At 45.6% G+C, this 26,325-nt stretch carries 26 protein-coding genes and 3 pseudogenes; 13 read left to right on the top strand and 16 right to left on the bottom strand.

Going from position 1 to position 26,325, the window contains the following annotated elements:
- Window positions 1-39 precede the first annotated feature (39 nt).
- Both ACE15A_RS12670 and ACE15A_RS12665 read left to right on the top strand, forming a co-directional pair.
- Window positions 40-603 carry a DUF4376 domain-containing protein gene (locus tag ACE15A_RS12670; RefSeq protein ID WP_053507935.1) on the top strand — a complete coding sequence of 188 codons (564 nt, stop codon included), beginning with the start codon at window positions 40-42 and terminating at the stop codon, window positions 601-603.
- 1,070 nt (window positions 604-1,673) lie between these two features.
- Window positions 1,674-2,126, top strand: coding sequence for a helix-turn-helix transcriptional regulator (locus ACE15A_RS12665; protein ID WP_319792437.1), 453 nt, complete (start codon window positions 1,674-1,676; stop codon window positions 2,124-2,126).
- Window positions 2,127-2,585: 459 nt separating this feature from the next.
- On the opposite strand, the gene ACE15A_RS12660 is transcribed toward ACE15A_RS12665, so the two are convergent.
- Window positions 2,586-3,035, bottom strand: coding sequence for a hypothetical protein (locus ACE15A_RS12660; RefSeq protein WP_023245926.1), 450 nt, complete (start codon window positions 3,033-3,035; stop codon window positions 2,586-2,588).
- A 495-nt stretch (window positions 3,036-3,530) separates the two neighbouring features.
- Between ACE15A_RS12660 and ACE15A_RS12655 the strand changes: the two genes are divergently transcribed.
- From ACE15A_RS12655 to ACE15A_RS12625, 7 genes and pseudogenes are all read left to right on the top strand, one after another.
- Window positions 3,531-3,743: a phage holin gene (locus ACE15A_RS12655; RefSeq protein ID WP_345964928.1), complete on the top strand. Its 213-nt coding sequence runs from the start codon at window positions 3,531-3,533 to the stop codon at window positions 3,741-3,743.
- Window positions 3,724-4,074: pseudogene (locus tag ACE15A_RS12650) on the top strand (lysozyme); the annotation flags it as partial. The gene ACE15A_RS12655 and the pseudogene ACE15A_RS12650, both read left to right, overlap by 20 nt.
- Window positions 4,075-4,123: 49 nt before the next feature.
- Entirely contained in the window at window positions 4,124-4,345 is a 222-nt protein-coding gene (locus ACE15A_RS12645) for a DUF6979 family protein (protein ID WP_371113465.1), read from the top strand.
- A gap of 813 nt (window positions 4,346-5,158) precedes the next feature.
- Entirely contained in the window at window positions 5,159-5,578 is a 420-nt protein-coding gene (locus ACE15A_RS12640; protein WP_072158639.1) for a subtilase family AB5 toxin binding subunit, read from the top strand.
- A 117-nt stretch (window positions 5,579-5,695) separates the two neighbouring features.
- Window positions 5,696-6,148, top strand: a complete 453-nt coding sequence (locus tag ACE15A_RS12635) for a subtilase cytotoxin subunit B (protein ID WP_053507858.1) — start codon at window positions 5,696-5,698, stop codon at window positions 6,146-6,148.
- Entirely contained in the window at window positions 6,145-6,876 is a 732-nt protein-coding gene (gene artA, locus ACE15A_RS12630; protein ID WP_053507859.1) for a pertussis-like toxin subunit ArtA, read from the top strand. The genes ACE15A_RS12635 and artA overlap by 4 nt, the downstream gene beginning before the upstream one ends.
- 196 nt (window positions 6,877-7,072) lie before the next feature.
- Window positions 7,073-7,615, top strand: a complete 543-nt coding sequence (locus tag ACE15A_RS12625; RefSeq protein WP_053507860.1) for a glycoside hydrolase family 108 protein — start codon at window positions 7,073-7,075, stop codon at window positions 7,613-7,615.
- 177 nt (window positions 7,616-7,792) lie between these two features.
- Here the strand turns inward: ACE15A_RS12625 and ACE15A_RS12620 are convergent, their stop codons facing one another.
- The 9 genes and pseudogenes from ACE15A_RS12620 to ACE15A_RS12580 form a co-directional block, all read right to left on the bottom strand.
- Window positions 7,793-8,170 (bottom strand): DUF1353 domain-containing protein, encoded by a 378-nt coding sequence (locus ACE15A_RS12620; RefSeq protein ID WP_053507861.1) that lies wholly within the window; start codon window positions 8,168-8,170, stop codon window positions 7,793-7,795.
- 157 nt (window positions 8,171-8,327) lie between these two features.
- On the bottom strand, window positions 8,328-9,140 hold the full coding sequence (cdtB, locus tag ACE15A_RS12615; protein WP_064055957.1) for a cytolethal distending toxin subunit B family protein: 813 nt from the start codon (window positions 9,138-9,140) through the stop codon (window positions 8,328-8,330).
- A 716-nt stretch (window positions 9,141-9,856) separates the two neighbouring features.
- Window positions 9,857-9,991, bottom strand: a pseudogene (locus ACE15A_RS12610) (DinI-like family protein); the annotation flags it as partial.
- Window positions 9,992-10,507: 516 nt separating this feature from the next.
- On the bottom strand, window positions 10,508-11,314 hold the full coding sequence (locus tag ACE15A_RS12605) for a transcriptional regulator (RefSeq protein WP_053507938.1): 807 nt from the start codon (window positions 11,312-11,314) through the stop codon (window positions 10,508-10,510).
- A complete protein-coding gene (locus tag ACE15A_RS12600; protein ID WP_053507939.1) occupies window positions 11,301-11,810 on the bottom strand; it encodes a CaiF/GrlA family transcriptional regulator in 510 nt (169 codons plus the stop codon). Before ACE15A_RS12600 ends, ACE15A_RS12605 begins: the two co-directional genes overlap by 14 nt.
- Before the next feature lie 126 nt (window positions 11,811-11,936).
- Window positions 11,937-13,133: a hypothetical protein gene (locus ACE15A_RS12595; RefSeq protein ID WP_053507862.1), complete on the bottom strand. Its 1,197-nt coding sequence runs from the start codon at window positions 13,131-13,133 to the stop codon at window positions 11,937-11,939.
- Window positions 13,126-13,878 (bottom strand): fimbria/pilus periplasmic chaperone, encoded by a 753-nt coding sequence (locus ACE15A_RS12590; protein WP_077944397.1) that lies wholly within the window; start codon window positions 13,876-13,878, stop codon window positions 13,126-13,128. Before ACE15A_RS12590 ends, ACE15A_RS12595 begins: the two co-directional genes overlap by 8 nt.
- A gap of 60 nt (window positions 13,879-13,938) precedes the next feature.
- On the bottom strand, window positions 13,939-16,422 hold the full coding sequence (stdB, locus tag ACE15A_RS12585; RefSeq protein ID WP_053507864.1) for a fimbrial outer membrane usher protein StdB: 2,484 nt from the start codon (window positions 16,420-16,422) through the stop codon (window positions 13,939-13,941).
- Window positions 16,423-16,610: 188 nt separating this feature from the next.
- The gene (locus ACE15A_RS12580) at window positions 16,611-17,225 is read right to left on the bottom strand and encodes a fimbrial protein (protein ID WP_053507865.1); all 615 of its coding nucleotides are present in this window, start codon (window positions 17,223-17,225) and stop codon (window positions 16,611-16,613) included.
- Between the two features lie 982 nt (window positions 17,226-18,207).
- On the opposite strand from ACE15A_RS12580, the gene ACE15A_RS12575 reads away from it, so the two are divergent.
- On the top strand, window positions 18,208-18,951 hold the full coding sequence (locus ACE15A_RS12575; RefSeq protein WP_053507866.1) for a CZB domain-containing protein: 744 nt from the start codon (window positions 18,208-18,210) through the stop codon (window positions 18,949-18,951).
- 147 nt (window positions 18,952-19,098) lie between these two features.
- Here ACE15A_RS12575 and ACE15A_RS12570 read toward each other — a convergent pair whose 3' ends face one another.
- The 3 genes from ACE15A_RS12570 to ACE15A_RS12560 all read right to left on the bottom strand — a co-directional run bounded on the left by ACE15A_RS12570 (window position 19,099) and on the right by ACE15A_RS12560 (window position 21,435).
- Complete coding sequence (locus tag ACE15A_RS12570; RefSeq protein WP_053507867.1) at window positions 19,099-20,097, bottom strand: hypothetical protein; 999 nt, start codon at window positions 20,095-20,097, stop codon at window positions 19,099-19,101.
- Between the two features lie 116 nt (window positions 20,098-20,213).
- The gene (locus ACE15A_RS12565; RefSeq protein ID WP_023247737.1) at window positions 20,214-20,714 is read right to left on the bottom strand and encodes a hypothetical protein; all 501 of its coding nucleotides are present in this window, start codon (window positions 20,712-20,714) and stop codon (window positions 20,214-20,216) included.
- Between the two features lie 325 nt (window positions 20,715-21,039).
- The gene (locus ACE15A_RS12560) at window positions 21,040-21,435 is read right to left on the bottom strand and encodes a DUF1398 domain-containing protein (RefSeq protein WP_023247736.1); all 396 of its coding nucleotides are present in this window, start codon (window positions 21,433-21,435) and stop codon (window positions 21,040-21,042) included.
- Between the two features lie 690 nt (window positions 21,436-22,125).
- On the opposite strand from ACE15A_RS12560, the gene sopE2 reads away from it, so the two are divergent.
- The 3 genes and pseudogenes from sopE2 (at window position 22,126) to pphA (ending at window position 24,169) form a co-directional block, all read left to right on the top strand.
- Window positions 22,126-22,848 carry a type III secretion system guanine nucleotide exchange factor SopE2 gene (sopE2, locus tag ACE15A_RS12555; protein WP_129382437.1) on the top strand — a complete coding sequence of 241 codons (723 nt, stop codon included), beginning with the start codon at window positions 22,126-22,128 and terminating at the stop codon, window positions 22,846-22,848.
- 284 nt (window positions 22,849-23,132) lie between these two features.
- Window positions 23,133-23,296: pseudogene (locus ACE15A_RS12550) on the top strand (hypothetical protein).
- 222 nt (window positions 23,297-23,518) lie between these two features.
- A complete protein-coding gene (gene pphA / locus ACE15A_RS12545) occupies window positions 23,519-24,169 on the top strand; it encodes a protein-serine/threonine phosphatase (protein WP_053507869.1) in 651 nt (216 codons plus the stop codon).
- 27 nt (window positions 24,170-24,196) lie between these two features.
- On the opposite strand, the gene ACE15A_RS12540 is transcribed toward pphA, so the two are convergent.
- The 3 genes from ACE15A_RS12540 to rsmF all read right to left on the bottom strand — a co-directional run bounded on the left by ACE15A_RS12540 (window position 24,197) and on the right by rsmF (window position 26,292).
- Complete coding sequence (locus ACE15A_RS12540; RefSeq protein ID WP_000457838.1) at window positions 24,197-24,388, bottom strand: YebW family protein; 192 nt, start codon at window positions 24,386-24,388, stop codon at window positions 24,197-24,199.
- A 110-nt stretch (window positions 24,389-24,498) separates the two neighbouring features.
- A complete protein-coding gene (locus ACE15A_RS12535) occupies window positions 24,499-24,735 on the bottom strand; it encodes a YebV family protein (protein WP_024149645.1) in 237 nt (78 codons plus the stop codon).
- A gap of 117 nt (window positions 24,736-24,852) precedes the next feature.
- Window positions 24,853-26,292 carry a 16S rRNA (cytosine(1407)-C(5))-methyltransferase RsmF gene (gene rsmF / locus ACE15A_RS12530; RefSeq protein WP_053507940.1) on the bottom strand — a complete coding sequence of 480 codons (1,440 nt, stop codon included), beginning with the start codon at window positions 26,290-26,292 and terminating at the stop codon, window positions 24,853-24,855.
- Window positions 26,293-26,325: the final 33 nt, after the last annotated feature.

Here is a 26,325-nt window from a genome sequence, read left to right as displayed (position 1 = left end):
CGATAACAGGTCTGTTTGTCCGTATTGCGTAGGTAGATGATGCAGATAAAACGAATTGAAAATGCGCGTTATCTTGAGAATGGCGCGATTGACTGCGAGGTGTTGTTTGATGGCATGGATGCCCCTGTTCCGTATACGGCAACTGCCACTGATGCAGCAGAGACAGGGCAGCGAGTCTGGCTGGAACTGCAAAGCGGGAGATGGGGTGAGATTACCCCGTTCGTCGTTACACCAGAACTGCTGGAGGCCGTAAAAGCAGCCAAACGTCAGGAAATAGAAGAATGGCGTACAGAACAGGAGGCGCAGCCGTTCACGTTCGAATGGAACGGTCATAGCTGGAACGGGGGACCGGATTCGATGGCCCGTCTTTACACGGTGGTGATGTCAGCAAAATCAGTCACGGCACGGAAAACCATGGTATGGTGCGATGCGGAAAATCGGCAGGTAAAGTTGTCAATGCAACAACTGGATGAGCTGCTTACTGCAATGGCGCAGGCGCAGGTCGATCGTAATGACGAGATTTATCAGCGCCAGCGAGGGATGAAAGAGGAGCTGAGCAGTCTGGAGGATTTGAAATCGGTTAGGGATTTCATGCTGGAATAATAGGAGCTGCGGCACGTCGTATGCAAGAACGTGCCGCAGCTGGCTGACGTACGTTCGATAGTGCGAAATTGAATGAAAGTCAGCCGGAAATAATCTTACATAATTGCTGTGAAATTATTCAACTTATAGGTTGTTTATTTCTGCCTGGATTGGTCTGAAATAGTCCCGAAAATATCTCTAAAAAACTCGAAAAAAAATGGTAACTAATTGAATGCATTAATATGCAATGGTACGTGTTTAGGATTAAAAGATGAACGCAATTTTGTTTAATGCATTGATTTTAATTGGTTTTATTGTTTGCTGGCGAAAACAGGAATCGTATTCGGTCTCTTTTTGTTTTTAAATCAATAGCTTACAGCACTGAATCCGAAATTTTTCCGAATTACTGTATTCTGGCCTTTTTGGTTATATCACATCCAAATTCAGTTTAACATTTCTTTTACAGCAAAGATTGAGCATCACGTACGTCTTATCATCACGCTTATCGAGATAGAGCTTTGTTGTGTTCTCTGAGGTGTGGCCCAGGAGTTTTTGGGTGAATTCCTCGCGAGCTGTCAGAACGTGAAATTCGGCGTCTTATGGCGACTGCAGAGGGCTTTATTGAGGGGGAAAAGAAAAGTATTAGTACGGGCCGCAAAAAGTGCGCTACGCTGGTATGAGTTGAATTTCTGACCTCAACGAAGAGCCCCAAATCATAGGGGCTTGTTTCTTGCCACTTTCAGAGGAAAGTTAATAAAACAGCGTGTTCGTTACGAAAAAACGCTATGCAATTTTTACTCTGTTCTATGCATTTTTTATTCAGTTTGTTTTGACCATATAGCCATCGAAAATAACCATCTCATGGTCGTTTCAACGTGGACGGGACCCGTCTTGTTATTGCAAGTTTAAAATGTCACCCGATTCCACAAAGTAGAAATGTCACTTACCGACTGTAACTAACTGATATTAAAATTGTCATACTGGTGTCGTGTTCGTGTCATGATGATGTCGTTGCCATAAACGGTCAGCACTGCAACAATAATCAAACCGTGATTATTTATTTCAGAGGGTATGCCATTATGGAAAGCAGAGTGAAACAACTAAGACTGGAAAGAGCCTGGTCTCAAGAAAGACTGGCTGAGTTATCATCGCTCAGCACAAGGACTATTCAGCGAATAGAAAATAATGAAGTGCCAAGTTTAGAAACACTTAGCGCATTAGCTTCCGTGTTTAATGTCAGTGTATCTGAACTTACTTCTGAGCCGCTGCCGGAAAGTATAGAGTTAGATAGTCGAATCGCAGAAGCTAAAAAACGAGTAAAAGATGAAGCTAAGTTATTAAAAAGTATAATAGTAGCTATCATTGTATGTGCAATAATGTATTTTCTTAATTATATATATGCGCCGCATAGTGATTGGCCTGTTTGGGTTATGGCTATTTGGGGCGGTATTTTGATAGTGAAAGTATTCAAACTATTTCTTTTAGATAAGTTGCTCTTTAAATGGCAAAAAAATAGATTAATGTCTCTTACCAGAAAAAATTAGCACTGGTTTATTGGAGTCTGCCTCCTGTTTGCTAATATTGTTGATAACAGACAGGCAGGGAGATTCTATTTGTGTAAACTAGCGCTAACTTCCTCTTTGTTCAAATAATGCAATGTCGCCATTTTGGTATACTGGGGTATCAGGAATAGAATTAGCGATGTTAGATTCAGACTGTCTTCTTCCGGTTAGAGCAACTAGCTGTAACGACTCGCAATAATTCCATTTTTCAGCTCGGATTAAATGCAAATGGGCTCGCAATCCATTTTGGCTGGCTCACAATAACTGCAAATGAAAAAACTTCTCATTTGTGTCTGGATGTCGGATTTCGTTCTCACTTAGCGTGAGTCCACGTCCGATTTCAGTTGCAGTTATTGTGAACCAAAATTTGCGCTGTCTGCGAGTCGTTACAAGATAGCCGCCGGGCTGGACACCATGACGGTACCAGGTAGCGTTACGTGCTTAGAAACCGAAATTTTTGAACATATCATTACTACTCATATCGTTAGCAGGCGCACGGTTCATCGACTCCATCTGCTTGATCAACCCCAGGCTGGCACCAACAGGCCCTCCGACGCTGAAACCGACGCTACTGGAGCGGGTTTTGCTGGTGCTACTGCTGTGGGTTTGGCTACGGGTGTTACAGTTGCTTTGGTGTGTCCGTGTGAGACCATTTTTGCTGAGCTGGCTATCTTCACTTTGGGTGCAGTTTCCCTGTGACTGGCTGTGACTGTCTCCTGTGGTGTGGTTGCGGCTATCCGTGTGCCACTCGCTATAGCCTCCCGCTGGCGCGATGATGCCGACCGATGTGCCGTGGGTGGCATAGGGTGGCATGGCCATGCCACTACAGCCACCGAGCAGCAACGCGGTGCCGACGATAAAAATGATCTTACCCAGAGCGGTGTTTTTCATTGTTCCTACCTATTTCTCGTTAGTTATTTCTATGCCCTGCCCTGGCAGGGCTCGTTATTATTCATTCTTCAATTGGGAGATCAAGTTATTTTAATTAAATTGGTATTATTCTTAATGGTGTTCCTTATGGAAAAGATTAATTTGCAATGCAAATAAAGTTATATCGAATTGTCCTTTCGGGGTCATGTATTCAATCCGGTGATTATCGTTTAGAATACCGATTCTTATCGCAGGATTTATGATGGCTAAAGTCGATATGAAGTACCCGTTTTGCGCGTAAACCACACCCGTTAAAAAACATGGCTCGGGGAGTCGTAAATGGTTGCTGATACGGATAATCGTGCGAGTCACGGTGCGTAACCAGCCAAAGACTCACCGGGTAGCGCCCGGCACTGCAATACTCACTCATTATTTAAATCAAAGGCTACTTCGGTAGCCTTTTCTTTTTCCACTCACCCGATACCCGGATAGTTAGTCTCCCGGACAGGGGAAGTTATGATAATGGACAAAATGACCACGGGAGTGTCATACGGCGTGTCTTTTGCCACAACGCTTTATTCCGTCCTCGACTCATTTACTCCTGATGAATGGGCGGCAATTGGAATTCTTAGTGGCGTTATTTTTGGTACGCTGACATTTCTAACGAATTTTTATTTTCAGTGGCGGCGGTTAAAGATTCAGGAGGGGGATGGTAGTTCTAAAGAATAAAGTAAAAGCCCTTCTGGCTGGTGGCGCGGGGGCAATAGTGATAGCGGCGGCGCTTCTTGACGATCTGGAAGGCAGGCGCCACGAACCCTATCGCGATGTGGCAGTCGTACTCACAGTCTGCGACGGGCATACGGGAAAAGACATCGTTCCAGGCAAGTACTACACCGATGCGGAATGTGATGCGCTACTGAATAAAGACCTTGCACTGGTCGCAGCCCGCATTGATCCACTGATTAAGGTCAGTATCCCCGAAAGCGAAAGGGCGGCGTTCTACTCCTTTGCATACAACGTTGGTACTGGTGCATTTGCCAAATTCTCCCTGCTGAAAAGAAAGTGAATCTTCAAGAAAGAAGGGATGCCCGAGAGCAACATTTCTCACCCTGGCTGATTGCGGCTATCTACAGGGCATAGAAGCACGGCATGAGGAGAAAAAAGGAGGAAAGCTGTACCAGAGAGCAATCCAGGTTGCTAATCTGATATTAGATTTACCTACAATCAGCAAAGCCGAGTTGGTGGACAAAACTTGCTACAAAGACAGGCAAGGATCTTATGACATTGTCATAGCACTTGCTCAAGGTAGATTACTTCAACATCCAGAGTAAGTTCCTGGCTTGTCTGGCACCTAAAGGCCCCGGATTTAGTGTGACTTTTTCTTATCCACTTCATCGCGCACTCACCACGTATTTCAACCCCGAGACCATTCACAAAAGCGACCGCTGAGAACGCCATCGCAGCATGGTGCGCTCGGGTGTGGCTGTTTTGGTGAGACAGTGATCTCTTTTTTGAAGGTAATCACCATGCAATATCCAATCGTAATTGTTAATGGCGTAACCGGGAGTACAGGGAGAAGACAGAGAGTAAATGGTGAACATCCGGCATGGATGCCGGGTGTGGTCAGGTGCGCCCTGTCAGTGTCGTCCGGCAAATGCGACTGGCATGGGTTAGTTTTATACCTACCCCACAGAAATGAACTGGTAACACGCCAGATCCCGCCAGAATGCAGTATTCAGTGCCTCGGCATAATGTCCGTCACAGGCACTTTTTTCGAACGCTAAAATGAAATATATAGATTTCGGTTTGTATGAGTACTTAATAATTAAAATGTTAGACGATTGTCATAAGTACTCATCATTACCAGAGGTTAATTTGTTTTATTATTATTATGAAGATAAAAGTGTTGGTGGTGATATTTTTTAATAATGGAAATAGGTCTGGCTTATTATTAGCTGTGAAAGTTTCATGTGCGGATAGTATAGTATGAATGGTTATTCTTGACATGAGAAGAGAGGAGTCTGTGCTAGTGACTCTTTGTTGAAGTAAGTTATGATAGTTTTGTTTAACTCTAATAGAGCACGGTAGATACACAATGAATAAATGCAAGCTTCGTTCTGTTTATAAAGGTGTGAGGTGTTAATATGAAAAAGATTTTTTCTGTCTGTGCTTTGTTAATTACAGCATGGCCTTTGAGTTCGTGGGCTGAATGGACAGGAGATAGTTCTATAAACTATTATTCTGATGAAGTTATCTCTGATTTTCATGTCGGTCAGTTTAACCACAGTGCATATTTTTGCATAAAAACAGTTAAAAAATCAGGAGAAGGGACACCGATTATAGCATGTGCACTTTCACATGATTCTAAATGGATACCTTCATTTAATATTATGTTAGAACAGGCAAGGAATTTTTATATTACAGGGCACTCTATAAGAGTGTATGTTCAACCAAATGTCTGGAGCAATAAATCCTTTATAGAAGCGTTATCATCCAATGCACTTGTTGGACTTTCTTCATGTAGTACATCTGAATGTTTCGGACCTGTGAAGCCGAAGATGTAAAGTGAGTTCCTGGCTATTAAGAATGCCATCATATACGAATTTAAACTGATATAATAGTTTATTCGTAATAGTAATTCCTGCTTTTAAATATTTTTGGCTAAGCTAAGAGGAAGTATTATGAAAAAAATCACCTCTGTTTGTGCGTTATTAAGCCTCATTTGTTCTTTCAACGCCAGCGCTGAGTGGACGGGAGATTACGAAAACATTGGTTATTTTTCACACGAAGTTATCAGTGAGTTCCATGTTGGCCAGATCGATGGGGGCGCTTATTTTTGCATAAAAGCGGTTAAAGCCGATGGTAGTCGTAGTACTCCTCTTATTGCATGCTCAGTATCAAATGAGAGTGTATGGGCTCCTTCTTTTAAAGTGCTCCTAGAACAAGCAAGGTATTTTTACGTCACCGAACAATCTGTAAGGATTTATTATGATCATAATGTCTGGACAAATCAACCCTTTGTAAATACATTTTCAACAAATGCCCTCGTGGGATTATCGTCATGCAGCGCAGCAACCGACTGCTTTGGCCCTGGTAAGCCTAAGAGTAAGAGTAAGAGGGATGTGGAACAATGAAAAAGTTAATATTACTGACCTTAATAATAGCCAGTTTTGATATCTATGCGATAGATTTTGTTTATCGTGTAGATCCAAATCCACCGGATGTTATTTTTCGTGATGGGTTCTCTCTACTTGGATATAATCGGGACCTACAGCAATTGATCAGTGGAAGATCGTGTGCTGGTGGAAGTAGTGACAGTCGTTATATTGTAACGACATCAGATATTAATAAAACATACGCTATAGCCAGAGCGTACTATTCTCATTCAAAATTCAAAGGTAATCTGTACAGATATAAAATTCGCGCAGACAATAATTTCTACAGTTTGACTCCATCCGTCAACTACCTGGAATCGCAAGGCGGTCACTTTAATGCTTATGAAAAAAGCATGATACGATTACAAAGTGAGTATGTTTCCACATTGTCTATTTTGCCGGAAAATATTCAAAAGGCTGTGGCGCTCGTTTATGATAGTTCAACAGGTCAGATAAAGGATGGTACAAGTACAATAAATACCGATTATGTAAGTATAAGCAGTGTGTCGAATCCAGGAGTGATACCTTTTCTCCCCGAGCCGCAGGCTAATACACAGCAACGGATTGATGCATTTGGCTCGTTAATAAGTTCATGCTTTTCAATTTATAGCGTGTGTCAGACACATAGAGGTCAAAAAACTGAAGTGTACAAAATGCCATTTTATGATGCAAGGCCAGTAATACAATTTATCATTTCAGGTAATTGAGGGTTAAAGTATGCTGCAAATTAAATTGAACAGACCACTGTCAGTAGTCTGTTCAATGCTGTTAATAGTTCCTGATTTCTGAACAGATTTATTATTAAAGATTAATGTTCATATGATAATGATGACACTATTCCTGCTGGTATTATAAAACATGGAAATCGGGTGATGTACTTTATTAATATTGAGAAGAGCTATCATGACTAAAGATGAAGTCTTTGCGTCTATCCTCGATAGAGAGGGCGGTTACGTTAATCATCCTGACGACAGAGGCGGTCCAACTAACTGGGGGATCACCCTGATGAGGGCGCGAGCTAATGGCTACATGGGCGATATGCGAAATCTTACTCGTGATCAAGCGTTAAAAATTCTTGAGGCTGATTACTGGTACGGTCCGCGGTTCGATCAAGTCGCCATGATATCTCACTCTGTCGCTGCTGAGCTTTGTGATACGGGTGTGAATATGGGGCCATTAATCCCGATTAAGTGGTTCCAGCGTTGGCTGAATGTCTTTAATAATCAACAAAGATTTTATCCGGATTTGATAGTGGATAGTCAGATTGGTTCGCGTACCCTATCGGCGTTGAGATTTTTCCTCTCTATCCGGGGAAGTGAAGGTGAAATGATACTTATTCTTGCGCTAAATTGTAGTCAGGGGCAACGCTATCTGGAACTGGCTGAACAGCGTCAGGCTAATGAATCATTTATTTACGGATGGATGAAAGAACGTGTTAAACTGTAGTTTTCATTAATCTGCAATATGGCTATTTGCGATGGATGCATCAATACGATTTGTGTCACTGTCGATGGAACAGTAAAGCCGTTAAGAATCATAATTGCTATTTTAAAGCATGGAGGCTTTCCATGCTTTTTTAATAACCCATCCACTTTGTTAATTTTGAAAGTCAGCCTGAGAAAGTTAATCAGACTGTGAAGTATGAGAGTCATAATATTTCCATCCAAACATCCTTACAGCAAGATACATTAATGTTCGTTTCCATTTTGGCACACCGAGTACTGTCATTCCATCCAGAAATATTAAATCGGATTCTTTTCTGTCGCGTAGTGAATAGTGGTACAGGTAGTCGTGAATGATTGCTGCTTTGGCATATTCTCCATCCGGTGGTAACAGTGACCAGAAAATACGCGGAACAGTGGCTAGATCGGTAATAAAACCGACTGGCACTTCAATTACATCATTTTTATCTTCACTGAGATAAAATCGGAATGGTTCGTAAACCCGCCATCTATAATGACCTAACATTTCCATTATTGCTGGAGTAGTAAAACAACTCATAATTTTACCTGTTATTAATCCCATGTACTGTATTATCAGGAATACATATCGCAAAACTCTATACTGGGGAGAATTGACTATTCCTGCTGTTTACTATCTGCTAATAGATATCATGCTTAATAATATGAAAAATACATCGTTTTTGTGGATGAGTCTCTTATCCACAATGCTGTGCTTCAAACGCCACAGGATAATGATCAGAAGCGAGTTGAGGATTACGTAATGCTTCAACCCTTTGTGAATAAGGTGCTCGATCGACAATGACCCCATAATCTAAAATATTACCGCCAATTTGCGTGGGTTCTGTAGGTGCAATTATGGTTACAAGTCGTTCCAGATGCTCAGTCATCAGGTCATTTTCAAGTCTGTCTGGGGCGCGATTAAAATCTCCGCCAAGCAACCAGGATAAATGCCGCATCTGAGGTGTTCTAAAAAAATTATAGGTAACCCTGACAATAGCTGCAGCATCCGGACCTCCACTAGCCAGTGCGTGCGTCGTCAGAAAAACATCATTACCCAGTCCGATGCCAATGATGGGGCGAGATGCGACAGTTGTCGGACGCAAGACATAAACATTATCCGCTCTTCGTCTGGTAACTATTGCCAGATTCACACGGCGTGCTCCAACATCAATAGGCGAGTAGTAAATATATCTTATATCCTGACGTCTGGTGGTTCCGAGATTCCAGGTGTACTCATCAATGGGAATACCCACTCCAAAAGGCTGAATATGTCGTCCGGTACGAACCGCTGAGGTGGGAATAGCACCGGCCTCCTGGACCATAAGGATATCCACACCGGCAGTACCACTTAAAAGCTGTCTGACATTGATATTCCATTTACTGTCTGTAGATGCTGAAGCTCCCTGAAGATTCCAGGTCATAACTCTGTAGTCGCTGATATTCGCGTAGGCAAAAGAAATATAGCTGCAGATAAGCATTATCAGAAGGTGAAAAAAATTCTTTTTCATCATCTACTCCCCTGTTGATTCGCTGAATTATTGACTGTTTGTTTAAATTGAATGAGATAAAAATGCGTAGATCTTGATGGTTTCATTAGTATTCTCCAGTATCATATTCGTTTTTAGAGATGTTATTTTTTACCAGGATGATGATTATATCCATAATATTATCCGTTCACAGTATTGCTGTTGATTGTATCCTGGCAATGTATGCTTCATGTTCCATACATTGCATAGGGTAGTATTCAAAGTACATCATGAAACGTAAATAAAACCGAAATAGATGTCTGATATAGAAGTGAATTTATATTTATTTAACGAAGTCAATTCTTTGTTACGGTGAGTAGAGTCAAACGATTATATGAATAATGTGCATGAAATTTAAACTTCATGCTGCTGAATTTTTCATAATTGTATCTTGATGATTTAGTTGCATAGAGAGAAGTGTCGTCCGTTCCGGTTATTCGGCCTGGATGTAGATTGGTGACGCTCAGTTTTCATTATCAGAAGACAGTGCTGATTAACGTGACGTGGGATTATCGTTCATTATGATAATGTCCATATGAGTATGTGAGTTTGATAGTGCTCTGGAGGAAGAAGCTGAATACCACAGCTCATACTATGTGGGGCGTGAGCGGTAGATTGATACTTGTTCTACTGAACAATCGCCAGTTACCGTGGCTGTTACTAGTACAATACGAAAGTACAAGAGAATCCGAAACCCGCTACTTATTTGTTACTTCAAACATTTCCTCCAGCATACGGTTTAGTTTTTCACGATCGCTTTTGCTGGCGTCGCTATTCAAGCCATTCGTCTACATGGGCTTAACCTTCACTTTAGCATCGGGAAATATCTGGTGCTGGGGGTTCCCCAGAGGAGGAGGGAGATGTATTTGATCGTGCGGATTTTGGGGCGGGAAAATGACAAACAAAACGGTCAGAAATACGTCCCAATTAAAACGTAAAGAATGATAACTAATTGAATCTATGAGAACGTAACATAACGTATTTTAGTCGTTAAAAATACTCAATTATTATGTAGTGGTCTGAATTTAAATGGGAATTTTAATGTTGACTTAATGTAGAAATCATATTTGGTCTCTTTTTATTTGTCTTTGAAATCGAAGGCGTGTTTGCCGTTACTCGACACATCCCTGTTCGGCTTTTTTCCTTATACCACGACAAAATTCTATTTAACATTTTTAAATTAAAAAAGCAGGGCATTAATAGATTATCTCAGTGGCCATTCTCGAACCCGACTCGGTTGCGGGAGCCGGGGATACGGCTATGCGCGGCCGAACAGATTGTCTGAGGCGTTGCGTGAATGGATTATTTGTCACTTCATGAGCCGCGCAATACTCCGTCTGGCGCCATCATCAGAATGAGTGTGGTGCGAAATCATTCTGCTGGTCAGGGAATACGGTTTCTGCCGGAGCCATAAAAACTGTTTTTTGCATATTCATACAGAACCGGGTGCCGTACAACAGTTCACGTAACCGATTTCTCATGCCTAATTTCACCAGTAACCGATACTTGTCTTGCCAGATTTGTCTTTCCCTTGCATTCAGCCGTCCACAGAGCGCTGACAGCCTTCCCCGGCCACGATAAACCTCCTCAAGCAGACGCTGCTGGGCCGGACTCACTCCACATGCCAGAATTTCCCTGTGCATCAGCAGTGACATGTAGGTCATCAGCCGCTTTGGGCTGTTGAATATCTGGGGGACTTCCAGAAAACCTGTCACCAGGGTCGGATATAACAGAAAATCGTCCAGCTTTTTCGTCACTTGACAACGCGTTCCGCCATACCATTGCTCTTCTTGTTTAACCCGTATAAGCATCTCCGTTAGTTCCTGCTGCTGAATTGCCGGGATATCCCCATATACCTTTAGTACCAACTGGTCACTAAAAAACAGTTCATCACTGATGACCAGGACCGGGTGATCCAGGATCGCTTGTTTCAGAGCGTAAAACAAAAAAAGATGTTCACGAGGGCGCAGACACAATACTAAGGTTGCTTCCGGTTTCCGGTGCAGTTGCTGTAACAGAACTGGCAGCGTGTACGTAATTACATACTCACACGTAGATAGTACTGACCTGACCAGATGCGCCACGGCGGTTGTTACCGGCCAGCAGTCACCATGCACGATGATCTGCCGAACCGGCATCCGGTTATGTCCTGTCATCTTCATCTTTCTCCTTTTTCAGGATTTTCCCCGCATTTCTGTTACTGCACAGCTGGTTCCACAACACATTCGCCATCGTTTTGTCGGCATTCCCGACCCTGCGCCGGGATACCGGTGGCGTTACGATCCGTTCACGGCGAGCTGGATTGGGATTGTTAAGAACACGAATAATATAAATCTCATAGCGTAGCGCTTTATTAGGCAGAGTCTGATGGCGGCAGACACAGACTACCCGCGAAGCTTTACTTCGCAGATAGGCAATCAGGTAACTGGCCCGTCTGGCAGTAATATGAAACGCCTCTGATATCTGGTTGCGTTGGACCCAGTCCTGCTGCTGTTGGCACCAGTGCGCGACGATGATATATAAGGGCTCGCTGGCATACTGGCGGACGCTCTCTGGAATAAAGCAGGCGTCATGGTTTGACTGACCGGGATAATGCATATCGTTACCGGGCGTCAGGTACCGCTTTTTTGCGTGTGTGTTATCAGGGCACATAAAAACCTCGTCATCATAATTAACGAAAAAAGAAAGGCCTGAGGTATCATTAAATATTATTAATATGTTTATTATTTTTATGACGGTGTTCAGCCGATGGATTATTATGCTCTCCACCGGAAATAATCAGTAATATTCCACCTTAACGAGAACCTGTGCGTTGTATTTTCCGGTTAATGCCGGTTCTCCTGTGGCGGACAGTTTGACGTTATATATTTTTTTAGCATTAAAATTTCCATTACTGAATTCACCTAGTTTATTGCCAGGTAGTGACTGGGCATCAGGTGAAATGATTTCACCAAACTTAACCGGGTGATTATCCGGGTCAGTTATTGTCAGTTTCAGGCCATTTTTTGTTAGTGTGCCTTGCTTATACAGAAGAATGGAATTCCCTGAAATATATCCTCCACCCTGCAGTGTAAAAGAGACCTTTAAAGGGAGGTCCAGATAATATGTCTGTGCCCCTGTCAGTTGAGGGGTATAGCCGCCAAGGAGATTTCCGAACTGCCCGCTGTTACAGTTTGGGTTTACATCTGCAGTGACAGTAAAGTTATCTCTCCGGGAAAAAGAACTGTCCACATCTGTTGTCATTACCGGTCCAAAGTTAATGTTATTTTTATCCAGTTGGAACCTCACAAAACATGTCGGGACATACTGTAATCTTATTGCCGGAGAAGTCAGGAATGGACCACTGCCATAATTATAATAAGGTTTCAGTCTGAAAGCAGACAGCGATGGTATCGCATAAAACCCGGGGCGGGTACTTTGTGATGGATTTCTTGACAGGGTTGCATTGATGGTCATCGTTCTCTCACCGGTACCGTCATTACCCTTATAAGAATCGCCGATCGCTACATATTCAGGGTATATCCCCCCCCCCCCCCCCGGGGCGGGAAAAGTCCAATGACCTACGGCCCCTCCGGAGCTATCAGTAATCGTCATTTTCAGTGTCAGCCCAAGTGATTTCAGTGAGCTAATTAAATTATGCGCATCGGCAAGAGAGACTATAGCCACTGTGTGATTGTTACTGTCCGGTACGCTACATTTATACTTAACGGTGACCGACGGGATGGGAGGAATGTCGACCATACTGGGCTGAATAGTGATAGAGGCCGGCAACTTTAGTTGTATATCTCCCTGGCTATTGTTCCAGTCCGTACATTGCGCTGTAGCCGGAACAGGCTCTGCCGCGCTGGCAAATCCCGGCAACATGACAGAACAGTGCAGCGCCAGACATAAAAACCACCGTCCGGACCGGAGCAGCCGGCATAACATATTCCTGCCGCCACGTCTCCTGTTTTCTCCGTACATCACCTTATTCATTGATACGCTCCTGATAAGTACATCTTCCTGACGTGCAGATGAAGCGGTTCATCCGCAGCCCGCCATAGTCATCCACATTGCCCACCATTATCTGGCCAGTTCCGGCAGGCAGGACGGCATTCACCGGCAGCGATGAAAACGGGGCCACCATCGTGCCTTCCTTAAAGCCCGCCAGTTTCTGTTTCGGACTTTGTCCCAGCCAGACAAGCGTGATGTAATACGGCGTCGGATTTTTCAGCGTCAGCGACCCGCCGGCGGACTGTACCAGCAGCCTCTTCTCCGGCGAGGCGTTCCCCTCCGCCGCCAGCGTGGCCGGGCGCAGGAACAGCTTCAACTGGCTCTGGGTGGCAAGCTGCAGGATATTTTTGTTTTTGTCCTCCGGCGCCGGTGGGATTTCCCTGACGTTAAAATAAAACAGGCTCTCCCGGTCTGCCGGCAGCGGGGCGGTGCCTGCATTCTCCACCCGCATTATCCTGACCCGGGATTTTTTTCCCGCATCGATGCGCTGCAGCGGCGGCAGCGCTATCAGTATATTTGTCGCTTTTCCCAGGCTGTCCTCCATCCATGACTGCGCCAGATAGGGGGCGTCGGGACTGTCGTTACTCAGCCCGACGGAGACGGCTTTTGCATCGCTGCTCATGATGATACGGGTGCGGTCAACATTGATGGCCGCCTGGCCAGTACCGGGCCCGACAAGGACAAGGACCAGGCCGGCAATGAGCATCGCTGTCTGTCTGTTGTTCACCTTTTCTCTCCGTAAGAATAATGTTGTACGTCTGCTGTGTTGCACGCCTGTCGCAGGCCGTCACCGGCAGGGAAGCAGCAGGGCTCCCCGGCTGAGATTCGCGTTCTCCGGCAGGGACAGCCGGCACTGCGGCCTGCCGCCCCATGTCACGACCAGAGCATTCCGCTCTGAAGCCTCAATGCCCGTCAGGTAGACCAGCCCGTTATCACCCGCCATCCCCGCCGTTTTACCGGTTTTCTCCGACACGACCTGCGCGCCGAATGGCGGACTTGTGCCGTCAGCCAGCCGGATATGCCCGAATATCTGTTCTCCCTGGCTGACGTCTATCTTCCTGTAACCGATGGCCCCTTCCGTCAGTACCTGGCTGATCACCGGGTCAGCCACATCCACGCCGTCCGGCAGCGCGGACACATCCACGGAGACGTCGCCCGGGCGATAGCTGCTGCCCGCGCTCACCACGGCCACCCCGAAGTGGTTGGTCACGCCGCTGTTGCCGTTAACCGGCACACCGGACACGTCTCCGGTATCAATCATCATCCGCGGCTCATTCCCGGCCATTGACTGGCTGAACGCAGCGCCATGTGCCGTGGCGGTCAGTGAGCCATACCAGTTCAGCCCCAGACTGCGGTACTGACCGGGCTGCAGGGTGGCATCCGCGCTGGCCTGGCCCCACGGCAGACGGCTCTGGATACTCCCGCTGAAGCTGTCACTGCTGTTGCTGTCATACCGGTTATGGCCGGCGCTGATATTCCATGAGGTATCCGGGTTATGGAAATCGCTGTAATTCACGGTCTGCAGCATACTGCCCTGGTTATCCTTCTGCAGGCTGTAACTCACCTGGCGACTGTCCCCCCAGGGGACACTGACCTGGAAATAAACCTGGTTTTGTGTCCGGTTGTACGCCGACTGGTTACGGGACAGTGACAGTGACAGGTTAATGCCGTGAACGGGGCCGATATCTGTCGACTTACTGAGCGACATTGTCCAGTTATTGTTTGAATCAGCATTCCAGTAGCTGAGACGGCTCAGGGAAAGCGAGGCATTCATGTTCAGGGCTGACAGATACTGATTCCAGCTTACGGAGTAGCTCTGCTTTTCATCCTGCAGATACTCCCCGTCATACACGGAACGCGCCAGATACTCCTGCAGGGACAGAAAATGCCGGTCAGAGAAACGGTATCCGACGAACGCCAGCGTGCTGCCGGTACTGTTAAACGTTTTGGTGTAGTTAACCCGGTAGCTGTAACCGGACTGGCTCTGCCCGTGCGGGAGCTGTGCATCCGAGCGGGTGACATCCACCGATACCGCGCCGAAGAGCCCCATGTTCTGCGCCGCACCCAGGGCGACGGACTGGTAATCGCCGGTGGAGGCAATCACGCCGCCGTACAGCGAGGTGTTATTAAATGCTCCCCAGGTGGCCTCGCCGAGCAGAAAGTCGGGACTGACCGTGCTGTTGTTATGCGTCCCGCCGTACAGCGGACGTCCGGCGGCCACCTTGTAGCGAACCTGCCCCTGACGGGCCATAAAAGGCACGCTGGCCGTGTTGACCTGCCAGGCCCGGACGCTGCCGTCGCTTTCGCGCACCGTCACGTCAAGATTGCCGCTGATGTTCTGGCTCAGGTCCGGCAGTACGAACGGTCCGGGAGACACCCGGGTCTGGTACAGCATGCGGCCGTTCTGGCTGACGGTCACCTGCGCGTTACTGTTCGCAATGCCGCTGATTTGCGGGGCATATCCCTGCAGGGAGGACGGCAGCATGCGCTCATCGCTGGCCAGGGTGAGTCCGGCAAAGCGGAAGGAGTCAAAAATGGCGGAGCTGAGATACGTCTGTCCCAGCGTCAGTTTCGAGCGCAGTGAGGGCAGCGCCCGGAACAGATACGTCTGCGGCAGGTAAAAATCAGACTGCACGCTGCCGTTTCCGCTGTCATAGCGGTTGTACTGGTAATCGCTGCGCAGGCGCCAGGCGCCGAGGTTAAACCCGGCGGTGCCGTACAGACTGTAACTGGTGGAGGTCTCACCCTGATGCGGCATGTACCGGTTGGCCATCAGGTTATAGTCCAGCAGGGCCGCCGTGACGCCCTCGCTCCAGCGGGCCGGGGGCACCCAGTCCGGGTCCTGGTATTCCATCCACGCCTGGGGCAGGGTGACGGACAGGGACTGGTTGTCCGGTGAATACTGTACCCTGCTGTCCGCTGTGCTCAGGTTAAGGCACTGACCGTCCGTCCCTTCGACCGGGACAAGCTGACGGCGGCTCTCCTCTTTCAGCCCGAGCATGTCTGTCAGTGCCGGGGTGATGCAGAAGCGTGAGCGCCCGTCGCCGGTCTCCACCACCCTGACGTTGTACTGGCTGCGGATGAGTCTGTCGTTCAGGTAAATATCAAGCAGGTAATCTCCCGGCGCAACGTAGCCATCCCGGCTGAAGGCGGATAAATCCACGCTGCTGTGGTCACTGTTTTTAAGAAAACCGGCGCTGAACTGTGTCGCCCCTGCAGGTAACGTCAGTATATTCAGGGTAATCAGCAGTGCCGGCCGGGTTATTTTCATGGTATGTGTCGCTGTCCGTGTTACCTGAATAAATTAAAATCCGTTGCTGCTGATATAAACCGCTCCGTGAAATATCAGCCCGCCACTGAAGAAAGAAAATAAACAGTTCCGGTGCCCGGACATGCCGGATAAATAAACAGCGAAACTGTTTATTACTGTCTGAAATAAATACCGGCCTGCGGACCGTATCAGAAATATTTCAGTTTATAGGTGACTGTGGCGCTGACAGCGCCCTGGGAGGCTGCTCCGCCAACGGTTATCATACGGGCAAAGAAATTCAGCTTATTGGTTGCCGAAGAGGTATCCAGTGTAATATCACCTGTTGTAGGTGTCGTCTTGCTCAGGTCCACAGGATTAACGCCATCACCTTTCAGGAGCTGAATAGCTACATTAGCGGCAGGGGAGTTTGCGGTATTTGCTATTTCTCCTTTAGTCAAATCGCCGCCCGGTGGGGGCATAACACCAGGGAATGTTACGGCCACTTTTGAATAGTTACCTGTCGTGCCATCTGTCGGTGGCGTGCCAGGGGCTGCCTCAAATGAACATCCGGTCAGACTTATGGTAACAGGAACCGAACTGGAGTACTTGTCTGCTGCTGATAGTGATTTCATACTGACCTGACCCAGGTCCACTTTGATGTTCTGGCTGTCCGGCACAATGCTGCACGGCGCATCAATGACTGAGCCACTGAAGGTCATTGTCCCTCCGCCAGCGTCAGTGGTGGCAATAGCACCAGCAGCAAAAGCCGAAGTGGCGCACATCATACCGGCAGCCGTCATGGCAAGTATTATTTTATTACGCATAGATAATATGTCCTTTGAGCAAATGAGAATTATTGAGCACAGGCTGAAAACAGGTCTGAAAATATTAATGAGAAGCGTTCAGGTGAAGCAGGTATTAATAATAGATGCCAGGAGACAACCAACATGTCTGAACCGATCTCAGGATGCTGCTATTTCAGCTAATGCCTGGATAGTTATAAGAAAAGTCTCATTTAAATTAAAATAATAAAAATAGATCGATACGATCGATGTTTATGATCGTGATTTAAGAATAATCATCAGGGAAACACTTTTTAAAAGAATTATTAGTATGGGGAATGCCTTGCCTGTAGATATTCACTGTGGTTATGAAATATTTTGTAATATTATAGATGAAATGTATCTTTTGTTTTGTGGGGGAACTAAATATCATGAATGATAATTTCAAAAATGCGTTCAAATAGTCGCAATTAACAGGATTAAATCCTGTTGTAGCGGCAAGTATCAGATCATTAACTCCAATTCGTTAAGTTTATGAATATTTATAAACTGTCCTGGTGTAAATTCGATAAAGATTAATCGGCAAAGCGACATATTTCTTTAATTGTGATGCCTGTCACGATATGCCGCTATTTTCCTCGCTGCACTCAACGCAGTATGAAACTACAACAGCTAACATTGTGTAGTTGTCAGGAGGTCAGAAGACTGGAACGTTACCCTTTGTTTATCCGACCTCTTTTTATCCATCCTGAATAATCGGGTACCTAAATGTGATGGCATTGGCAGGTATAAGGTCTGATGCTTTGTCGTCTGGTGAGGTTAATGCTCGCTATAATCGAATTTATCGATCGTTATGATCGATAAATTCGCTTTAAAGTTATAACCTGCTGTCTCTAATCTGTATCTGTCGTACGAACGTGAGCTTTTTCATAGAGGAAATTGCAGAATCCCGAACTGATGTTTCTCATCAGTAAGCGATATGTGGATTATCCCATGATGACACCGCTGTAGTGGAGTAGTGGAAATGCCCGATACTATAAAAAGAATGCAGTACATTTACCGTCTTCAGCAGAGTAAGTTAACCAGTCTTAGCTACCTGACCGATGGACTTGGCAGCGTTCGTGAAAATCTGGAGCACTTATGTTCAGCTCATCGGCTATTGGCCGGAGAGCTACAGGACAGCGCTAACCGGAGTAGGTTGGTTATCAGGCGTCTTGAGCACTGGAATGCTAAAGAAACAAAATATGCTGACTCTGAAAGGACTCCTCTGTCCCCAGTGAGAAGAAAATCGTTATTGCAGCAGTTGAGAGAATTTCATACCACTGCCTCTTCAGTTGCCGAAAGGATTCATACATTTTCGGTTGAGCAGCGTTATGCTGCTGAATTACTCGACTTGTCGGTTATCACAATAAAGCATTTCTTATGGCGCGAGCGAGTATTTATGGCGATTATTCTTGGCGGAGATGATAACGCGTCGCTGAAATTGATGAGCGCTGAAAGGTGTCATCTGGGCCTGTGGTATAATGGACGAGGTAAAAAAGCGTACTCACATTTACCGATATTCCGTTCGCTTGGGGAGATACATTCTCGCTATCATGAAATGATAAATAAAATAATTGATAAGGGGGTTGAGGGAACGGAGTTTAATCAATTGTCCAGCGACCTTGCACAACTAGAGGTACTCAGTCAGCAGCTTGTCGGCGGCATTGTCCGGATACAAAAACATATTGCGCTGTTACATAAACTGCAAACTGAACTGAGCGTATAATACGGGATACTTACAGCAGCCGGACAGACTGCCTGAAGCGTTACTTGAACATTCTTGTACGGGATTCAAGTGCGCCACAGGTTTCGGCATTATTTGTTTTTAGCTTGAGTGATCTCAGGCATGGATAGCGTACGTTTCCATTATTCATTACTTAAAACGTAGTGGGGGTCTTGAAGGTGGCGCGCTATCACCATACGCTGCATTAAACCGTTGGGTGGCTTCTGCAAGACGCGCCGTTTCTGCGTCAGCCATACAGCGTGCTGTAAGAGTAAAGTCTTCCAGATCAGGGATTGCCCCAGCTGAGTTTTTATTCGCTTTTACCTCAGCTAACCTTTCATCCAGCGTTGTAAAATCAATATTCTGGTCTTTTGTATAAAGTAATAACTCGTATTCCCGACAGAGATCGGTGAAAGTACCTTCAACTTCCATAACTTGTAACCCATTAGTTATCTGTGATTTTTTTTGTTCGTCGCCTGATTCTTGCGAGATACTAAATTCAATTTCTGACCCTCCGATTAACGTTACTTTTGCCCCTGTCATTTCCATGGATATAGCCTTGCTAAGTGCATTATGTATATTGAGAATATTATTCTCATATAAATTTTCATATTGTCCGGTGACCGGCGAAAAGTTAATGACTGGCGCAATTGTGCAGGCTCGCATCTGTAAAAAGAAGTCCAGCGGCTGATATTGACTGCTAATGTTATACAGACCAGGCGCATTATTAAACTCCTGACCTAGCTTCATACAGATATCGCTAAACGTTCCTGGGATTTCTTCTGTATGCTCACCATCTGATATCCTTACAGAGGATTCACTAACGTGCTCATGGTTAATTTGTTCTAATGTTAAAATTCTATTGTCCTGGAGTTTAATCTCGGCAACGTTATTCCCCGTCACTATAGCTACCGCAATCCCATTATGAATATTCTCGGCATTAGCGCAATAATCATTAATTTTATCACGAACGTTGCAATAATTTTCAATTAGTCGGATAATACCATATCCAATTCCCAGAGTGAGTGCTCCAACGATTCCTTTGGCGATTTTAGTGGCAAGTTTATTTTCATAATTTCCTGCAGCTTCATGCAGTTGTGTATTTGCGGTAAACGCCCTGGCATAGGTTTTCGCTGAATTGATGTGCATCGGTACTCCCCTATTTATATATATTAACTGATTACTGTAGTTATCAGTATAAAATTACGGATTGATTATGAGTGAAAGGGAGCCTGTAAACTTTCAAATAACGCTCAGAGAGTTTTTTAGCCGTTGAACCAATCATTTTCTTCAATAGGGGGCAGGGGCTGGGGTTTCGTCGCGCCACTCAAAAATGCACATAGTTTTTCACCCGCCGTCAATGGCTCAATGGGGGTTTTCCCGAGGGCGGTCCGGGTCATGACTATGGCAGGACCAATAAGCATGGACCACACTTCGCTCGCGTCTTGCTCAAGAGATGTGATGCTAAGAAACAAAGATTTATCTGAAGGAAAGCGGTGCCGGGTATTAAAAAGTTTCAACCAGGCGCGGGATTGCCAGTCGGCCTGTGTTGATCGTGTGCCGAAGCGGAATACTATTTTTAGTACGGAGATACCCACAATGCTTAGCCCCAGTATAAAGGGACTCCCGACGTTTACGATGACGCCGACCCCGAAAAGAACGAGAGCAAATGACAGCACGTTATCCACTCTCCGGGTAAAGGTGCTGTACAGCTTTTCCAGATAGTACCGGTAAAGAATTTGATAACTGATTTCATCCTTGCTCATACATCTCCAGATGGCTTTTCGATTACGCTCCGGTACGCACCCGAAGCCTGACAGATTCGGCAATTATGCCATACTTCCCGGAGGGTATTAATTAGACAGGGTATAAATAGCATGCAAATATTTTGAGTTTTTACTCAAAATCACTTTGAAAATCATTTTGCCTGATGTAAGCCATTCAGTTGTAGAGGGGACGTATCAAAAGTTGCCGCGCAGTCTGAACTGAACAGGCGCCATCGCAGCCAGACTCTCACCGTTGTTTCTAATTGACAACCTGTATTCGCAGCACGGCAGATGTCACGACTGACTCTATTAGTACCGCTGTCGGTTAAAGCGTCGTGATCACATTTTCTATATATAATAATTTGTTGTCTTTCGACCAGTATTGTCGAGTTTTTTGGTTTAACTCAACAATCCATTTAAAAACGCCTGCTGTTGCCAGATCATTACAGTACTTTTCATAGGAGTGTCCTCCAGAAAAATGTTTAGCGGAAGTGAATTTTATTAATTCTGCATTCGTTGTTGAACTGACTTTAATTAGCTTTCTATTGCTTTTAACCGAAATAAAGTGACCGGTATGGGTAATGATTTTAACATTACCGGTAGCAACAAAATAGATATAATAAGCAATATTATTGTGTTCCAGATCGATTAAAAATGCGTTGAAATTTGCATCCCTTCTGACGCGCTCGAAATAATTATTAAGTATAAGCTGTAATTCCATTTGTTAACCTATTGTAAGTTATAATGCTATATGTTGTGCTAGAGTATTGTTGCTTTAAAAAGAACCGTACAAAGATGTTACCAAAAAGCAATAATAATCGTCTGGTATCATATAATTTACGTTATGATTGGAATAGTGTTTCAATTGTTACTGATTATTTCTTGTTGAGTGTTTTTTGGACCGCTACTAGATTAGCCCATTCATATAAATTTGTAGTTCTTCCGATCGACATGAAAATCAAAATAAATAATTTATTAAAAAATCAGTAGGTTAGTTGTGTTTTTGATGATGTTTTCTGTGGCCGAAAGATATGGGGGGGTAACTTTATTGGTTCTGAAAAAGTGGATAATTCACCGACAGAAAAATCGGTGGGCAGTCTATGTATAAGGTAAAACCGTAACGGTATCAGCATGAATAATAATATTCATGAATGTCTCGTGTGATGCAGAAGATGAATTGGGGTTACGTTTTCCCTGTTCAGGCTTGTCCTGGTAAAAATGAGATTGGATAAAAGCTGATCACGTTTTGCCGAAAAAACACGCTAAGTGATAGAGTGCCAAAATTCACCAGGTAAATAAAATTTATAAAAATCAACATGTAAAGAGGATTGTGTCGGAAGTGGTTATTTTTTGAAAGCAAGGAACCTAAACAAGGTGTAGCTATGCATACATATTCAAAAGGAGAACTACCGTGACTAACATAACACTATCCCCCCAGCTTTGTAGAATTCATAAAAGTGACGTTGAACCAGTAAAAGAAAAAACAGCGGAGAAGAGCGCGTTTGCAAAAAGTATTACCGCTGTTAGAAATAGCTTTATCAGACTATCTACGAGTCTGTCAGAGCATTTTAGCTTGCACAAGCAAACAGAAACACCGACTGCCCATTTTCATCGTGGGAACGCTTCTGAGGGACGCTCAGTATTAACCAATAAAATTGTTAAAGATTTTATGCTGCAAAAACTCAATAGTCTGGATATCAAAGGGAATGCGAGTAAAGATCCGGCCTATGCTCGTCAGACATGCGAAGCCATATTATCATCGGTGTACAGTAATCATAAAGATCAATGTTGTAAATTACTCGTCAATAAAGGGGGCAGTATTACGCCCTTTCTGAAAGAGATAGGAGAGGCTGCGCAAAATGCGGGGCTACCTGGAGAGATAAAAAATGGAGTATTTACTCCAGCTGGGGCAGGGATGAATCCTTTTGTCGTTCCTCTCATCTCTTCAGCGAGCACTAAATATCCGCATATGTTTACAAATTATAATCAGCAGGTGTCTTTTAAAGCATATGCTGAGAAGATCATTATGAAAGAAGTTACGTCGCTGTTTAATGAGAGATCGATGCAGACGCCACAACAATTTCAGTTAACAGTGGAAAATATTGCGAATAAGTATCTTCAGAATGCCTCCTGAAGATAGCAAACATAGTGCTACTGTTAAGCATGTGAATTGATAGCAGATTTTCTTAAACTGTATACTCATTTTTATGGCGACGCTGTTAACAAAAGGTCGCCATCTTTATTTTAATATAAAAATCAAAAGGATATCCTTAAAACTTAAAATAATTGTTATTACTCTAAATACCTGCATAACCAGACAGCTTTTTTTGTAACACCAGGTGCTGTTAAGTCTATGATACCCGCACACGGATGATGTCTCGATAAGGATTAATGGTCTGTTAATTGTCAGGAGAGGTTATGCCGCCTTTAAAAAAAATTGTGCTGCTCCTTTTTTGGGGGCGATGCTAGCCACGGTAACGACACCTGCATTGGCGCTGGTTTGTCTTGAGGATCACCCCGCTAAAGAGTGCGCTATATCGTGTGTTGAGGTGATGTGGTTTATGTTTCCGATATGTTTTTAAGGAGGAAGAATATTGAATGTGAACAGGCGATATTGAGTAACTCGCTGCGCCAGGGGATAACGCTCCCTGGCGCAGTCAGTTATATTTTATTCCGCTGATAACAATGAATTTATTCTCTACTGTTGAAATACGCTATTTACAACAGAGGATATTTACTAAGCAAAACAACCTATACGCGCTATCCTTTTATATCCGTCCAAGATAATGAACGACAGGAAAAAAATGATGCGGCCTGAAGAAATTTATCAGCGAATAGAGGGGAAGGATTGGCGGCATATCTGGGTTGTCGGCGATATCCACGGCTGTTTTTCAATGTTAATGAAAAAGTTACGTGAGTGTCGATTTGATCCTCAACAAGACTTGTTAGTTTCTGTGGGCGATATTATTGATAGAGGGCCAGACAGCCTGCGCTGCCTGGCCTTACTGCGTGAGTCATGGATGAGGGCGGTTCGCGGCAATCATGAACAAATGGCGCTGGATGCGCGGTCTTCATCGCAGTCAACGCTGTGGTTTATGAATGGTGGCGACTGGTTTACCCGCCTGACGACTGAACACGCTGCGCAAGCTGAAATGCTTTTTACCCTTTGCCAGTGGCTGCCCTGGATACTGGAAGTTCGCTGCCGCCATAGCACGCATGTGATCGCCCATGCTGATTATCCGTCGTCAACCTATCAATGGCAAAAAAAGGTCGATTTACATCAGGTTCTCTGGAGCCGCAAACGGCTTATGAATAAACGTGGCGGGATCAGCGGCGCCGATCATTTTTGGTTTGGCCATACGCCGCTGTGTCGGCGTATGGATTTTGGCAACGTACACTATATTGATACGGGCGCAGTATTTGGCGGACAATTGACGTTAGCGCAGATGCAATAGCGGCATTTGGAGAGGTCAATGTCGGGGTTAAAAATCGCTATATTGCTGCGCAGGTCGCCAGAAGCCGTCGATAAAATCCTCCACCGGAAAACAGCCGCCGTGGCGAATACGTTGATCGTCCATCGAATAAAGACATTGCTGCTCGGTATCGTAGATGTCCACAACGATATCCTCGCATCCTCCATCCAGGTAACACACAAAAAGTACCAGCGCGAACATTCCATCCTCAATGTTAACTACTTTACACGATAGTGTAGGAGAGGTTAGCGCAAGGGGGAAATGAGAAAAGGAAGAATAAATAACCCGCCTGGCGACGGGTTCTTTTTGAGTCAGGCAAGACGCATGACCCAGGCATCAGATTTAGGATCGTAATGATTACGGAACAAAACGGAATGTTCCCCGTTAAGAAGGGCGGGAACGCTGGTTTCGGCGTCCCAGGCGTCAAGCTGCATACATAAATCCGGATCGGATTTACAGGGGATAGTTAACGTTCGCTCTCCCGGCGATTCGCCATGTAACTCGGCATCGTCGATTTCAAAAGCGCCAATGCGCACACTGGTTTTCATCATCGTGCTCTCCGTTAATACGCTAATTGTGGTACGACCAGTTTAGTCGTCCATTTTTCAGCGTAGTCAACGTGCGCAAAAGCGCCAGTCAAAAAGTGCGGTTTTTTTGTGCGCCCTTTAGCGGTTACCGGTAAAGAGTTTACCATCTCGTACCAGTTCACGCGGGTAGCTGTTCTTTATTCGTGAGCCGATACGTTTTGCCAGACCGAGCGGCTGATGCTGGAACGTCACCAGTATATCATCAGCGGCAGGGGGTGTTTGCGGATAAATATCCCGTCCGCGATACCACTCCTCTGCCTCTTGCGGGGAAAGTTCGAACGCGTGAGCATGATTCCGACTGGCAAGGGCTATCGTTGCCTCATGTTGCCAGCGATAGCCTTTATTATGACTTTCGGCCAGCTTAATGCCGAGCCGGGAAAAACGGACTTTTCCGATCAGGGGTTCAATCGCAGCCGGGAACAGCCAGACCTCTTTTTCACGCTGCCAAAGATGGAGATTTTCATCCCAGATCAGTCCGACGGCGTTGGCCACCTGGGTAACGTGTAATGCTTCGCGGCCTTTGAGGGGGGTAAAAGGAAACTTCCCCACTTTATACGTCGGCGCGGGCATGGCTGGAAGGGATGAAATTTTACGCAGACGTGCGACAAAGAACCCTTCGCAGTCGTAAATTTGTGGGAAAACGTGCAAGAAGCCTTCCGGCGTGAGGGCGCGGTCAGCCTCAGGAAACAGATCATCCAGCGGCAAAAATTCAACGGCATCGGCGTAGGTCTCTTTCAGCCAGAGGCAGACCGCTTCGTTTTCCTGGCGATTTAACGTGCAGGTGGAGTAGACCAGCGTGCCGCCGGGCCGTAAAGCATGAAAGGCACTGTCGAGCAGTTCCCGCTGTGTAGCAGCGATATCCAGATTGCTTTCTGGCGACCAGTTTTTTAGCGCATCAGGATCTTTACGTACTACGCCTTCGCCAGAGCAGGGCGCATCCAGCAGGATAGCGTCAAACATCTCCGGCAATGCGGCGCCAAATACGCGGCCATCGAAATGCGTCAGCACGGTATTGGCGATTCCACATCGGCTGATGTTAGCGTGCAGAACTTTGACGCGGCTGGCCGAAAATTCGTTGGCCAGAATGGCGCCGTGGTTCCCCATGCGGGCAGCGATTTGCGTGGTTTTGGAGCCTGGCGCCGCCGCCATATCCATGACCCGCTGCGGATGATTATTACCGGCGAACAGCGCCGCGACCGGTAGCATCGAGCTGGCCTCCTGAATGTAAAACAGGCCGCTTAAATGCTCAGCGGTACTGCCCAACGGCAAAGCTTCTTCATCATCGCGCTCGATCCAGAATCCTTCCTCACACCACGGGATTGGCGTGAGCGACCAGCCGTAGGGCGCGGTTAAGGCGAGGAAATCAGCCACGGATATTTTAAGTGTATTGATGCGTATACTGCGGCGCAACGGGCGTTGGCAGGCCGAAATAAACTCATCAAAAGAGAGCGTGGAAGGCATTGTTTCACGCATTTGCCTCAGAAAAGCGTCGGGAAAATAGACAGTGTGTTGAGCCACAGGTGTATCGCCGGCAAAAAAACAGGCGCGCAG

The sequence above is a fragment of the Salmonella sp. HY31 genome (assembly GCF_042604575.1).
Taxonomy (GTDB): domain Bacteria; phylum Pseudomonadota; class Gammaproteobacteria; order Enterobacterales; family Enterobacteriaceae; genus Salmonella; species Salmonella diarizonae.
The sequence above is the reverse complement of the archived record's forward strand: the minus strand, read 5'-3'. Positions and strand labels throughout refer to the sequence as shown.